Consider the following 12,840-nt stretch of genomic DNA (forward strand, 5'->3'; position numbering starts at 1 on the left):
CGGTCGGTGCAAGGATCATGAGGTCGAACGCCAACGTCGTCGCCAAGTCGAGCGAGCGCCATCGGTGGTTGGTAGGGTGTATATGCGGGCCGCGTCTGGAGGTATGAGCTCCTGTATTCGATCTTCTTCCATCGGACGCCGGGCCTATCGCCGCCCAGTGCGCTTCCATCCAGCAGGATGGAACAGCGTATGCCCAAGGCAATGGCATCGGCCACGAGGGATCGAGCGGTTGCAAGTATTTAACGAGAGCCGAGCGGCGAGGTCCCGGGTGTCGGTTATTGGAGCAATGCGATCAAGTGATGCATGGCACGGCAACCTCCTGCCCCGTTTGTAGCAGCGAAAGCAGGCTTCGATCTCAGCTTCCAGGGGCGTCGCTGGCAGGCGGTCTCATTCCGCTGGCCTTCCGGCCCATGGCTGACGCCGTCTCGGTGGTGTGGTTTTGTCTGAGCTTCATGAAAAGCCTCATCTGATGATCGGTTACATGGCGCCCCGGCACAAAGGTGGTTCCACAATCCTGAAAACCACCACTCTAGCGGGACGGCCGCGATCACAGACCCCAAAATCGGGCAAAGCGATTGGTATGTGCCTCCGGTCGGGCTACGCCCTCCCTGCGACACACACCAACCGCTCCGTCTCATCCTGTTTGACGCGCAGCAGCGACGCCTTCTACAAGCACGCACGACATCGCATCCGCGAGATTGAACGTGTTGCCCGCATCCACCGGGACCCTTTCGAGCCCATTATGCCTGTGCTTGAGGCTGACAGCCCAGTGGGCGAGTACCGCAAGATCACCGAGGAGATCATGCGACTGATGCCTGACGAGCAGCGTTATCCCAGACCCGCTGCCGAGGCCGTCAGGTCCTTCCTTCTCATCCGCCTGGGCATGCACACTGGCCTGCGCCAACGCAACCTGCGCGAGCTCCTCGTCTGCCCCCGGGGCCGGGAGCCAACGACCGAGCGACATCTCGAGGACAGGAAGAGAGGTGAACTCCGGTGGAGTGAGCGCGATCGGGGATGGGAGGTGCTGATCCCATCCGTTGCATTCAAGAACTCGACGTCATCATTCTTCGGCTCGAAGCCATTCAAATTGGTCCTGCCGGACCTGGCCGGACTGTACGATGCAATCGACGCCTACATCGATCGTCATAGAGCTCGCCTTATCGGCGATGCCGTCGACCCGGGCACCTTCTTCGTGAAATCCGTCAAGCGCACCAGCGCCGATGCCAGCTACAACCAGAACACGTTCTACGAGGCCTGGCGGCTCACCATCCAGCGCTATGGCATCTACAACCCGTGGACGGGACGCGGCGCCATCAAAGGTCTGCTGCCTCATGGGCCGCACAACGTTCGCGATGTGCTCGCGACCCATATTCTCAAGCAAACCGGGAGCTACGAGCAGGCTTCGTATGCTATTCAGGACACCCCGGCCATGGTGCAGCAGCACTATGGCCGGTTTCTCCCACAAGATAAGGCGGCCATAGCTGCCAGGATTCTGAACCAGGTGTGGGAGGCAGCATGATGAGGCTCGCTATGCGGAGGCGATCGCCGCGTCCACATAACACTGTTTCCCAGAGACTTTCGTCGCTGCAAGCGTCTAGGTTTGCTCGATGGGCCAGTCGATGTCGAGAGCCACCTGCCGCATCTTAGGTGGATGCCAGGGAGTGTTCGGTGAGGCCCATCCAACTCCGTGCACACTCCTTGCAACGCTTGCGCTCCCTGACCTGCCGTTGGCCTGATGGATTGATATTTGAATCCTCGCGCCTCTTCCGGAAGGACAGCAGGGCCATGTTGTGGGTACTGATGCCCAACAGGGACAAACGGCCTAGTGGAAGTGGAATGCGGACTGGCCGCTTCTAGGCGGCGACGCTGGGATAGCCGCCGTTCAGTAAGTCGCCGATCTTCGACGACAACGCGCCCCAATCCGGCCTTTCAAAGAGGCAAGGTGAGATCCCCAAAGCTGCCAGTCCGCTTACGTCGCCCCGATCGTCTATAGGATGGATTACGGAATGGTAGCTTCCTGCAATGCAGCCTCTGAACGCGGGCGTGGCGGACCGTGGCAGCGCGCATTGTGCCGTCAGAGCGGCCGAGACCACCCGTTAGTTAGGTTGGCACTGCTCCCGACACCGGTGCTCGCCAACCACGCGGAACGCACCGGCTAGGCCCGCTCGCTCACCCTCCCTGCTGCCGTGAGAAGGAGAGCAGTGGGACTAACCTGCACATCGATGCGCTGGCCGGTGATCCGGTCAAAGCAATGGAGCGCCGCTGCGGGAAAGCTCAGCCAAACCGTCGCGCCATCCAGCGATTGTTCGCCCGCCGGCAACACAACGGCGATTTCCTTGCCATCGAGGTTGCAGTAGGCGACGCGCGACCCGCCCAGCTCCTCCACGAGATCAACCGTGGCAGGGAGGCCGGCGCCGACCGTCGTGGAGAGCGCGATGCTCTCGGGGCGAATCCCTAAGGTTAGGGTCGTGCCGTCTGCCAGCGCAGTCTGGCCGATTTCTGAGCCGCCGAAGCTGTCGAGCAGGACCCGGCCGTTGTCTGAGACTGTTGCTGGGAGGAGGTTCATGGCCGGCGCGCCCATGAAGCCTGCAACAAAGACCGAGGCCGGTTTGCGGTAGATGTCGGTGGGCGAGCCGGTCTGCTCGATCCGGCCAGCATTCATCACGATCAGAGTATCGGCCAAGGTCATGGCCTCCACCTGGTCATGCGTCACAAAGATAGACGTCGCCTTAAGCCGCTTATGGAGGCGCTTAATTTCGATGCGCATCTGTACGCGTAGAAGGGCATCAAGGTTGCTCAACGGTTCATCGAACAGGAAAACGTCGGGCTCGCGCACAATGGCGCGGCCCATGGCGACACGCTGCCTTTGGCCGCCGGACAATTGCGCCGGCCGGCGATCGAGAAAGTCGGTAAGGTTGAGAATTTTTGCCGCCTGCTCCACGCGCTTGTCGCGTTCCGCCGCGGGCAGCTTGGCAATTCGTAGCGGATAGGCAATGTTCTGCCGCACCGTCATGTGCGGGTAGAGCGCATAGTTCTGGAACACCATGGCGCAGCCGCGATCCGCCGGCTCGATATCGTTCATCACCGTGCCGCCGATGGCTATTGTGCCCGAGGTGATGTCTTCGAGACCGGCGATCATGCGCAGCAAGGTGGATTTGCCGCAGCCCGAAGGGCCGACAATGACGGCGAAGTGACCGTCGGGAATGGCAACGTCCACGCCATGCAGCACGAGTTTGCCGTCATAGGTCTTTTTGACGTTGGTGATGGAAAGATCGGCCATCAGATTTCTCCCAGGAGTCGGTGGCGAAGGCGCTCGATGGTCGGTTCATCAAGCCCGATATGTTGGAGATAGAGGGCAACCGAGCCGAACTCGGCCTCAATGAAGGCAAGGGTCGCGACCATGGTGGCCGGTTCCGATGAGAGCAGCCGCGCAAAGCCGGCTGGGTCGGCGCCGCGGGCGACGGCACCAGCGGTGATATCGGCCACGATGGGCGCGATCATGCTGGCGGTCAGCGCATAGTCCTCGACGATCAGGCCCGCCTCGACACCCGCAACTGCCAGCAGCAGGGCGGCGACGATGCCGGTGCGGTCCTTGCCGGCGGTGCAGTGAAACAGCACGGCGCCGGGTGGTGCATCGGCAATGATGCGCAGCACCTCGGCCAAGGCCGACTGGCGCTGAAGCAAGGCGAGCTTGTAGAGTTCGAGCAGGACGTCGCCCTCGCTCATGAGGTCAGGCGCGAGCCCTTCCAGCAGCGATACGTTGTGGTAGCGGACCTCAGCATGCTCCCGGAACGGGTTGGGCTGGTGGATCAACTCGTCGCCATGACGCAGGTCAATGACGGTGGTGACGCCGGCGGCGAGCATCTCCTCGACGCCCGCATCATCCATGCGGTGGAGGGCATCAGCACGCAGGAGGCGCCGCCAGCGGGTCTCTCCGACCCCGGCGGCATAGCCGCCCAGGTCTCGGACGTTGAAGGTGCCCGTGATGGGCAGGTGACGGCTGGGGGCCGGTTGCATCAGCGAATTCCCGATTTCATGAAGGACTGCACGACCTGCCGCTGCAGGACGATGTAGATGAGGAGAACAGGGAGGCTGGCCAGAGTCGAAGCCGCCATGAGCGGGCCCCAGGCATTGCCTTCGGCGGTCATGAACATCTGGATGCCGATCTGGATGACGCTGTTCTCGGCAGTGCGGGAAAGCAGCAGCGGCCAGAAGTATTCGTTCCAGGTCGAGATGAAGATGAGGATGGCCAACGAGGCGATCGTGCCGCGAAGGTTGGGTACCAGCACTTCCCACAAAATCCGCCAATTGCCGGCGCCGTCCATCCGGGCCGCCTCGATCACTTCCTTGGGGAAGCCGCGCATCGCTTGCGCCAAGAGCATGATGGCGAGCGCCGCGGCGATATTGGGCAGGATCAGCGCCAGGACGCTGTCGAGCAGGCCAAGCTGGGCGACGAGGAGATAATTGGGGATCATCACCACCTGGAACGGCACCAGCCAGGTCAAGGCAACGCCGGTATAGATCAGCTTGTCGAACGGAAACTTCCAGCGCGCAAAGGCAAAGGCGGCAAGGATCCCGGTCAGCAGCTGGAACACGGTTGACACGGCCGAGAATACCAGCGTGTTGACCAGCATGCGCGCGATCGGGATCGCATCGATGGCGCGGGTGTAGTTATCGAGCGACGGTTGCGTCGGCCAGAGGCTGGTTTCAAACAGCGTATTGGCCGGCCGGAACGAGCTCACCAGCATCCAGTAGACCGGAAACAGGCAAAAGATCGACAGGAGCACCATCATGAGGTGCCCGGCGGCGCTGTTGAGGCCGGACTGCGACGAGATCCGGCGCAGCGCGACGGGCTTGCCGAACCCGGGGCGGGCGAGGGCATCAGTTGTCATGGAAGGAATACCTGTCGATCAGGCGGAACAGCACGAAGGCTATGGCGCCGAAGCCGAGGAAAAGGATGACGGCGGAAGCCGAGCCCCAGCCCACCGACATGGTGGAGAAGCCGAAATCCCACAGCAGATAGTAGATATTGGTCGTGGCGCCGAGCGGGCCACCGCCGGTGAGGACGTTGATATAGGTGAAGCTCCACTGCGCGCCCAGGAGGATGGTCATGACCACAAGGAACAGGACGGTGGAGCTCAGGAGCGGCAGACGGACGTCGCGGATGATCTCCCACCGGCTGGCGCCGTCCATGCGTGCCGCCTCGATCAGCGACGGGTTGATATTGGCATTGGCCGCCGACAGGATCAGCGTGGAAAAGCCCATCAGCTTCCAGCCGGTAATGGCGATCACCGTCCAGATCGTGACCTTGGGGTCTGACAGGAACTTGACGGAATCGAGCCCAAGCCCCTTGAGCATCTGGTTGAGGAGGCCATAGCCGGGGTCGAGCAGCCAGCGCCATACGGCGGCGGCCACAACGGGCGCGATGATCATCGGCACGAAGATGATGGCGCGGTAGATGTTGCGAGAGCGCTCGGGCAGGTCGTGGGTATAGATGGCGATCGCCAGCGGGATCAGCACGGCCAGGGGCAGGAGGCCGACCACATAGATGCCGGTATTGCGCAGCGCCTGCCAGAACTTGGGCAGCGCGAAGATGCGCTGGTAGTTCTCCCAGCCGACAAAGGTCTGCGGCGAGGTGGGGAGCATGTTCCACTGGTAAAAGCTCAGGCGCACCGCGTCGACCAGTGGCCAGTAGATCCAGACCACCAGGGTGATCAGTGCCGGGGCCAGATAGAGCCAGGGCGACCAGCGCGCATGGCTCTTGCGGCGCAATCTTTTGGGGGCAGCGGAAGCTAGGGCCATGTCGCGCTCCTTGAAGAGAGGGGTGGCCCGCCCAGAGAGGCGGGCCTAGGGGCTTAAGGCATCAGTGCCTGGGCATTGGCCTGCGCGTCCGCGAGGGTTGCCTCGACATCGGCGCCGCCGAACACAGCCATCTCGACCGCATCCATCATGGTCTTGACGATCTGGCGGTAGTTGGGGCCCGGCATCGGATCCCAAGGCTCCAGCCGGTCGAGCTGTTCGAGGTTGGGCGCCACCAGAGGATGCTCGGCGATCCAGCCGGCTAGGTACTTCTCGTCGTTGACGATGGAAGGACGCAGCGGCAGGTAGCCGATTTCGGAGGTGATCACGGTATAGCCGTGCTCGGAGGTCAGGAACTTCATCAGCTCCCAGGCCGCGCGCTGCTTGAGCGGGTCGGTCGTGTGAATGGTCAGCGCCGAGCCCGAATTGTTGGGGCGGGTGGGCTTGTCGCCAAATTGCGGCATGGCGGCCGAGCGGAGCTCGAAATTGCCCTCGGCGCCTGCCACCAGGCCACCCTGGAGGGCGCTGGTCTGCAGATACATGCCCAGCGATCCGCTCGACATGGCGTCGACGGCGGCCGTGGAGTCGTACTGCTCATAGGCGCCGGCATCATAAAGATCGCGCAGCATGCTGACCGCTTCGATCGCTTCGGGTTCAGCGAATTTGAGGGTGGTGCGGTCGCGGGAAATCACCTCGCCCCCATTGGAGCGCACCACGCCCTGAAACAGCCAGTCGACGGCACCGGGCCCGGTAATGCCGGCGGTAAAGCCTTCCGCGTCGGTCTTGTCCTCAATGGCGAGCGCTGCATCCTTGACTTCAGCCCAGGTCTTGGGCGCCTGGTCCGGGTCGAGCCCCGCTTCGCGGAACAGGTCCGCATTATAGAACAACACCGGGGTCGAGAACGTATAGGCCAGGCCATAGGTCTTGCCGTTGAGTACGCCGAGCTTGGTGCCGTTGGGATGCATGCCTTCAAGGTGGGCCTTGATCTCGTCGGTGGGCGCGATGTCTTCCAGTGCCTGGGCGCCGAAATTGTTGATCGAGAAATCGAGGTCGCTGAAGACGGTCTGCACGAGGTCGACCGCTTGGCCGGCTGCAATGTCGGCCTGGATGCGGCTGCCGTCGGCGGAGCTATAGGGCACGCCCTCGACTGTCACGTCCGGGTTGGCTTCCATGAACTCGTTGATGAGCTTCTGCGTGGCTTCGGCGCCGATGCCGGCACTGGCAAGGTTGTAGTTGTAGAAGCGGATCGTCACGGGCTGGTCGACGCTTGCGGCCATGGTCTGCGCCAGCACTGGGGCGGAAGTCGCCAGCGCCAGAAGGCTCGCGATAATGGTGGTGCGGAACATGGATGGTCTCCTATTCGGCCGCTACGGCAGCGGCATCGCGCTGCTTGAGCAGCTCGGTCATGCGGGCAAAGGTGAAGCTGTGCAGCTCGCGACGGGTCGCGGCCTGAGGGGCGAAGGTGATGGCGAGGCCCGATGGCCGCAGCGTACCGATGGCAAAGGCGGCGCCGTCGAGCATGCGCAGGCCTTCATGCAGCCAGAGGACGTCCGTGGCGGCGTGCTGACCGATGCCGACGACGCTGGGGATGCCGTACCAGTTGGCGACCCGGTCGTAGTGGATATGGCCCGAGAGGATGCCGATGACATTCTTCCCTGACACTGCGTGACGTAGCGCCTCGGTATCGGCAAAGGACAGCCCCTCCCATTCCATGTCGGGATTATGGGTATCGAGAGCCGGGGCATGGTGCATGACGAGAAGCTTGGGCAGTTCGGCATGGCTATCGAGTTCGCCCTTCAGCCACTCCAGTTGACCCGCTTCGAATGAGCCACCGACCTTGCCGGGCACGCTCGTGTCGAGAACGACGACATGGATACCGGCAATCACCGCCGAGTGGTCATAGGGGGCGAAAAGGTCTTCGGTCCGCCCCAGCATTGCAGGGTAGAAGCCGTCGCGCTTGTCATGATTGCCCAGTGCATAAAGGACCGGCATGTCGAGGCCGGACTCGGCCATGATGGCCTTAAGGTGGTTGTAGCTGCCGTCGTCGCCCTGGTTGGTCAGATCACCGCTGACGACGATGAACTTGGGCTGCGGCACGAGGGTTTTGATCTCGGCCAGAATGCGGCGCAGCGTTGAGCTGGTATCCGAAAACAGGTAAGCGTCCGGCACGTCGGGATTACCCACATGCAGGTCGGTCAGGTGAATGAAGGTGACGGCGTCAGACACTATGGATCTCCTTGTTCCGGCGAGAGAAAATGACGGCGAAACCGGGTTAACCGGTTGAATTAATTTATCAATTCGATTTTCTGCTTGCGAAGCGGCGGAGGGAGGTTTACCGTCGCTACATGACAGGTGAATGAAGGTTCATTCAGTTTATGGACACGATGCTCGACAAGCGTGAACGGATCCTGGCGGCTGCAGCACGGCTCATCGTGCGCAACGGCTTGCAGTGCTCGATGGCCGCCATTGCCGAAGAGGCAAACGTGGCGACCGGCTCGCTCTACAACTACTTCGCGTCCAAGGAGGCACTGGTGCTGGGCGTCTATACGCGCGTGAGCCTCGATATGGCCGAGCGCCTGATAGCGACGCCGCCTGCGGCAGAGCCCGAGGCGACGTTGCGCCACTACATCGACAGCTACATCGACTTTATCTGGGAAGACCACGACCGGGCGCGGCTGTTTGACTATCTCGACAACAATCCGCTGATCACCATGGAAGACGCCAAGGCCATTTTCGGACCGTTTGTGCAGCATGGCATCGCCATGATCGAGGCGGCGCAGGCAGCCAAAGTGGTGCGCGAAGGCACGCCGACCATGATCATGAGCTTCCTGCGTGGCGCGATCCGCAACACCCTCAAGCGCCAGCGCCTGAGCGGTCCCCACTTGAGCAGCGGCGACCGCCAGCTGATCGCCGACATGTGCTGGTCGGTCATCGCGGCGTGAACTCGTCACGCACATAGCCGGTCGACCAGAGATTTGGTTTCGGCGGGCGCAAGCCCGATCTTGGCAAAATAACTATCGATGCCGCCATGAGCCTGGTCGAGATGGTCCAGCATGGTGAGCATGGTTGCCGCATCGCTGGCGAGGACGCGCTCCACATGATCAGGTTCTCCGCCGGCCGCCAGCGCGCGCTGGCGCAACTGGCTGATCAGGCCTTCCGCCTCGGCGGTGAGGGCATAGTCTTCCGCAATGTCTATCCGGTTCACACCGGCGGCGAGCAGCAGCAGTGCGGCGACAATGCCCGTGCGATCCTTGCCTGCAGTGCAGTGAAAGAGGACCACGCCGGGCGGGGCAGTGATGATGGCGCGCATGACCTCGGCCAGCTGCGGGCCGCATTGGTCGAGCGCGTCGCAATAGCGTTTGCCCATGTTGAAGGGCGTTGTGCTCATTGCAATCGGCGCCAGGGCATCGAACAGGATGACGTTGCGATAGGTTACCCTATCGTGTTCGCGGAAGGGGTGTGGCGTGACCGTTGTTTCATGCGGGCCGCGCAGGTCGATCACCAGCGACAGGCCACGCTGGGCGAGCAGCGCCGCGCTGTCCTCGCGCAGGAGGTGCAGCGCTTCGCCGCGCAGGATGCGGTTCCACTGCGTGGTGCCACCGCCCAGGCGGGCATAGCCGCCGAGATCACGAATATTGTGGGTGTCGGGCAGGCGCCAATGACGCGTTGCAGCCAAGGTCATGGCGCTCGTACTCCAGATATATTTCAGGAAAGTCGGCGCGGCCCGAAAGCCGCGCCGGGTCGCATCAGGGCATCAGGCTCTGTGCGTTCTGCTGCGCGGCGGTCAGCACTTCGGTAACATCGCCGCTGCCCAGCACAGCCTCGACCACGGCTTCCTTCATCATCGACTCGGCCTGACGGTAGTTCGGGCCGGGGAAGGCGACGTTGGCCGTCAGGCGCGACAGCTGTTCGAGGTTAGGACGGATCAGCGGGTGCGACGCCGTCCATTCGCCCAAATATTCTGGGTCATCGACGATATCGAGGCGCAGCGGCAGGTAGCCGATCTTGCTGGTGATGATCGTGTAGCCATACTTGGACGTGAGGAACTTCATCAGCTCGTAGGAGGCGCGCTGCTTCACCGGGTCCTTGGAGAAGGTGAAGAGGGCGCTACCCGAATTGGTGGGGGCGGTTGGCTTGCCGCCGAAACTGGGCATCGCTGCAACGCGCAGCTCCCAATTGCCCTCGGCGGAGGTCGAAAGGCTGTTCTGGAGCGCACTGGTATAGAGGTACATGCCCAGCTGGCCCGAAGCCATGGCTTCCTGCGGGTTGGACGGGTCGAGCTTGGCATGGGCGCCGCTATCGACCATGTCGCGCAACATCTGCACGGCTTCAATGCCTTCCTCGTTGGCGAAGGTCAGCGTATTGCCGTCGCGCACCTTGCCGCCATTGCTCATCAGGATGGCCTGGTAAACGAAGGTGCCGTCCGAGGGGCCATAGGCGCCGGGGAAGAAGCCCTCGGCATCGGTCTTTTCGACGATGGCCTCGGCGGCCGTCTTCACTTCCGCCCAGGTCTTGGGCGGATTGTCGGGGTCAAGGCCGGCGGCGCGGAACAGGTCCGCATTGTAGTAGAGGATGGGCGTCGAGAACGTATAGGCGAGGCCATAGGTCTTGCCGTCCACCTTGCCGAGGTCCAGACCGCGCGGGATCATGCCATCTGTCAGTTCGGCATAGCCTTCGGGACCAGCCATGTCCTCGAGCGCGTTAGCGCCCAAATCGCTGGCGATGTAGATCAGGTCGCGGAAGACGAGCTGTGCCACGTCCGGCTGCTGGCCCGCGGCCATGTCGGCCTGGAGGCGGGTCACGATCTCGTTGGAGGGCACGCCCACCGTCTCGACCTTGATGTTGGGATTTTCTGCTTCGAACTTGGCAATCAGCTCGCGCGTGGCATCGGCGCCAGCGCTCGCCGTAGCGAGGTTGTAGTTATAGAAGCTGATGGTCACCGGCTCGGTGATGCTGTCCGCCATCTGGGCGAAGGCGGCGCCGGACAGGGCGGTGAAGCCGAGGCTGGCCGCGGCCAGCAGTTTTAGAAAGTCGCGCTTGATCATGGTTGAGGTCCTTGCGGGGGGAGGGGTTAGCTGGCGGCGGCTTCGGCCAGGGCTGCTTCCTGCTTCTGGCGCAGCTTGCTTAGATCGTAGCGGTTGAGTTCGCTGCGGGTTTGGGGCAGCGGCACCAGCGCCATGGTAAGGCCAGAGCGGCGGATGGTGCCGATGCCGAACGAGGCGCCTTCCACCATGCGCAGCACATCGGTGGTGAGAATGTCGGTGGCGGCGTGCTGCCCCATGCCGACGATCACCGGAATGCCGTGCCATACGGAGAAGCGGTCGTGGTGGATGTGTCCTGAAAGGATCGCCAGCACATTGCGGCCCTTGAGCAGCGCGGCAAGCTGTTGGGATTGGTTGAACTCGATGGTGCGCCAATGGTCCCATGGCACTGTGTCGCCGAGCACGGGCGCATGATGTGCGACGATGAGCTTGGGCAGGTCGGGATGGCTGTCGAGCGTTTCCTCGAGCCAGGCGAACTGCTCTGGCTCGATGGCGCCGCCCACTTGGCCGGGGGTCGTCGTATCGAGCGTGATGATATGGACGCCAGCGATCACCTGCTCATGATCATAGGGCGCATCGAGATCGGTCTCGCGTTCCAGCATGCCCTGGTAGAAACCGGGACGCGTATCGTGATTGCCCAAGGCATAGACGACAGGCAGGTCAGTGGCTGCCATGAGGGACTTGAGATGCCGGTAGCTGTCCGCGTCGCCACGATTGGTCAGGTCGCCGCTGGCGATGATGAAGCTGGGCTTGTTGTCAATGCTCCCGATAAGCTCGAGCACGCGCCCAAGCGTTGCCGAGGTGTCGCTGAAGAGGTGATCGTCGGGAACGGCAGGATTGCCGACATGGAGGTCGGTCAGGTGGATGAAAGTGGTCTCGGCCATCGTTGTGCTCCAGCAGGTCTGGAGCATGGCTTAAGCCGTGGCCGTCTCAGTCGCGTGACAGGTTTGGAACAGCGTTTGAATAGGTGGCCCTGGGCGCCGTGAACATCGACGCCGTGGCAGCGATCACCTCGGCAATCACCACGTCCGGATCACCAAGGGCAAGCCTGTGCCCCGTCAGCTCCTCGGTGCGCTGGCGGCTCCTTGTCATCTGCGAACGGACCCCCAAGAGGCACGATATGCGGAAGCCGATATCCACCTCGCTGAGCCACGGCGCAATTCTGCGGAAATGCGGCACGAAGACGAGGTGGTGCTGCACGTCCTCGACCATCGGCTTGAAGATTTCAGGATTGTCGCTGACTTGCGCCAGCGTCGTCATGTGCCGCAGCACGCGGTAGCTCGATTGCGGGTCAAGGCTCCAGCGTATGGAGGGGCCGACCAGGGCGGTGACAAGGTCTTCCACCGATGCCGGCGCTGGATGCGCCCGCTGCACGGCCGCCTGCAGGAGCGCGAGGCGCTCGGCATTGAGCCGGAGGTAGACGCGCTCGGCTACCGAGAAGATCAATTGTTCGAGGCTGCCGAAGTGATAGCTGATAGCGCCAACATTTGTGCCTGCGCGCTGGGCAATGCTGCGCACGGTGACGAGATCTGGATGTTCGGCCGCCTGCAGCAGTTCCTCGCAAGCTGCCTGCAGCCGATCGGGTGTCGCATTCCTGGGGCTTTGGTTCTGCACCGCCGTGATATCGGCGTGCAATGTGACAACGGTGTGAAGCAGTAGCGCCAGAGATCAGGAGAGGGGTCTAGTCCCAGATGCCTTTCCAAAAGCGACCTCCCGCTCAAACCTAGACTAGGCTAAGCAGAAATCACCTCATGTGAAGGGACTAACAGCACACGCAGCTGCGCGGAGAACAAAAGGCGACGTGAGCAGCCGATCAGCAAAGCGCCCCGTTCCGGCCGTTCGAACATCTACTTCGTTTCGACAAAGGCGGAAGTGCACCTAGGCAGCCTAACGCTTCCGTTTCACATGGTCGGGCGAGGTTGGCGCTGCGTTGTCGTCGGTAAATTCCTGGAAATTCGACCTTGGCATGGCGCCTCCTTGTAAAGGGCGCTTTGTGTAC

General features: G+C 62.3%; 11 protein-coding genes and 1 pseudogene. 2 read left to right on the forward strand and 10 right to left on the reverse strand.

What is annotated here, in order from left to right:
- Positions 1-664 precede the first annotated feature (664 nt).
- A pseudogene (locus DEVEQU_RS00495) lies at positions 665-1,519 on the forward strand (hypothetical protein); the annotation flags it as partial.
- A gap of 636 nt (positions 1,520-2,155) precedes the next feature.
- On the opposite strand, the gene ugpC reads toward DEVEQU_RS00495, so the two are convergent.
- Genes ugpC through DEVEQU_RS00525 form a run of 6 tightly spaced genes read right to left on the reverse strand, consistent with a single transcriptional unit; the run spans position 2,156 to position 8,025 of the window.
- Positions 2,156-3,280, reverse strand: coding sequence for a sn-glycerol-3-phosphate ABC transporter ATP-binding protein UgpC (gene ugpC / locus DEVEQU_RS00500; protein WP_126148600.1), 1,125 nt, complete (start codon positions 3,278-3,280; stop codon positions 2,156-2,158).
- Positions 3,280-4,017 (reverse strand): tyrosine-protein phosphatase, encoded by a 738-nt coding sequence (locus DEVEQU_RS00505; RefSeq protein ID WP_126148601.1) that lies wholly within the window; start codon positions 4,015-4,017, stop codon positions 3,280-3,282. Before DEVEQU_RS00505 ends, ugpC begins: the two co-directional genes overlap by 1 nt.
- Positions 4,017-4,892, reverse strand: coding sequence for a carbohydrate ABC transporter permease (locus tag DEVEQU_RS00510; protein WP_126148602.1), 876 nt, complete (start codon positions 4,890-4,892; stop codon positions 4,017-4,019). Before DEVEQU_RS00510 ends, DEVEQU_RS00505 begins: the two co-directional genes overlap by 1 nt.
- Positions 4,882-5,802 (reverse strand): carbohydrate ABC transporter permease, encoded by a 921-nt coding sequence (locus DEVEQU_RS00515; RefSeq protein WP_126148603.1) that lies wholly within the window; start codon positions 5,800-5,802, stop codon positions 4,882-4,884. Before DEVEQU_RS00515 ends, DEVEQU_RS00510 begins: the two co-directional genes overlap by 11 nt.
- 53 nt (positions 5,803-5,855) lie before the next feature.
- Positions 5,856-7,145: an ABC transporter substrate-binding protein gene (locus DEVEQU_RS00520; protein ID WP_126148604.1), complete on the reverse strand. Its 1,290-nt coding sequence runs from the start codon at positions 7,143-7,145 to the stop codon at positions 5,856-5,858.
- A gap of 10 nt (positions 7,146-7,155) precedes the next feature.
- Positions 7,156-8,025 carry a metallophosphoesterase gene (locus DEVEQU_RS00525; protein WP_126148605.1) on the reverse strand — a complete coding sequence of 290 codons (870 nt, stop codon included), beginning with the start codon at positions 8,023-8,025 and terminating at the stop codon, positions 7,156-7,158.
- Positions 8,026-8,174: 149 nt separating this feature from the next.
- Here DEVEQU_RS00525 and DEVEQU_RS00530 point away from each other — a divergent pair, with 149 nt between their 5' ends.
- Positions 8,175-8,741: a TetR/AcrR family transcriptional regulator gene (locus DEVEQU_RS00530; protein WP_126148606.1), complete on the forward strand. Its 567-nt coding sequence runs from the start codon at positions 8,175-8,177 to the stop codon at positions 8,739-8,741.
- 5 nt (positions 8,742-8,746) lie between these two features.
- Here DEVEQU_RS00530 and DEVEQU_RS00535 read toward each other — a convergent pair whose 3' ends face one another.
- The 4 genes from DEVEQU_RS00535 to DEVEQU_RS00550 all read right to left on the reverse strand — a co-directional run bounded on the left by DEVEQU_RS00535 (position 8,747) and on the right by DEVEQU_RS00550 (position 12,455).
- On the reverse strand, positions 8,747-9,481 hold the full coding sequence (locus tag DEVEQU_RS00535; protein ID WP_126148607.1) for a tyrosine-protein phosphatase: 735 nt from the start codon (positions 9,479-9,481) through the stop codon (positions 8,747-8,749).
- A 64-nt stretch (positions 9,482-9,545) separates the two neighbouring features.
- A complete protein-coding gene (locus DEVEQU_RS00540; protein WP_126148608.1) occupies positions 9,546-10,844 on the reverse strand; it encodes an ABC transporter substrate-binding protein in 1,299 nt (432 codons plus the stop codon).
- Positions 10,845-10,870: 26 nt separating this feature from the next.
- Positions 10,871-11,725 (reverse strand): metallophosphoesterase, encoded by an 855-nt coding sequence (locus DEVEQU_RS00545; RefSeq protein ID WP_126148609.1) that lies wholly within the window; start codon positions 11,723-11,725, stop codon positions 10,871-10,873.
- A 46-nt stretch (positions 11,726-11,771) separates the two neighbouring features.
- Complete coding sequence (locus DEVEQU_RS00550; RefSeq protein WP_126148610.1) at positions 11,772-12,455, reverse strand: TetR/AcrR family transcriptional regulator; 684 nt, start codon at positions 12,453-12,455, stop codon at positions 11,772-11,774.
- Between the last annotated feature and the right edge of the window lie 385 nt (positions 12,456-12,840).

This window comes from Devosia equisanguinis (assembly GCF_900631955.1).
Classification (GTDB): domain Bacteria; phylum Pseudomonadota; class Alphaproteobacteria; order Rhizobiales; family Devosiaceae; genus Devosia; species Devosia equisanguinis.

Coding starts and splice junctions, on each gene's coding strand:
- ugpC (WP_126148600.1), bottom strand. CDS start 3,280: ATGGCCGATCTTTCCATCACCAACGTCAAAAAGACCTATGACGGCAAA.
- DEVEQU_RS00505 (WP_126148601.1), bottom strand. CDS start 4,017: ATGCAACCGGCCCCCAGCCGTCACCTGCCCATCACGGGCACCTTCAAC.
- DEVEQU_RS00510 (WP_126148602.1), bottom strand. CDS start 4,892: ATGACAACTGATGCCCTCGCCCGCCCCGGGTTCGGCAAGCCCGTCGCG.
- DEVEQU_RS00515 (WP_126148603.1), bottom strand. CDS start 5,802: ATGGCCCTAGCTTCCGCTGCCCCCAAAAGATTGCGCCGCAAGAGCCAT.
- DEVEQU_RS00520 (WP_126148604.1), bottom strand. CDS start 7,145: ATGTTCCGCACCACCATTATCGCGAGCCTTCTGGCGCTGGCGACTTCC.
- DEVEQU_RS00530 (WP_126148606.1), top strand. CDS start 8,175: ATGGACACGATGCTCGACAAGCGTGAACGGATCCTGGCGGCTGCAGCA.
- DEVEQU_RS00535 (WP_126148607.1), bottom strand. CDS start 9,481: ATGACCTTGGCTGCAACGCGTCATTGGCGCCTGCCCGACACCCACAAT.
- DEVEQU_RS00540 (WP_126148608.1), bottom strand. CDS start 10,844: ATGATCAAGCGCGACTTTCTAAAACTGCTGGCCGCGGCCAGCCTCGGC.
- DEVEQU_RS00545 (WP_126148609.1), bottom strand. CDS start 11,725: ATGGCCGAGACCACTTTCATCCACCTGACCGACCTCCATGTCGGCAAT.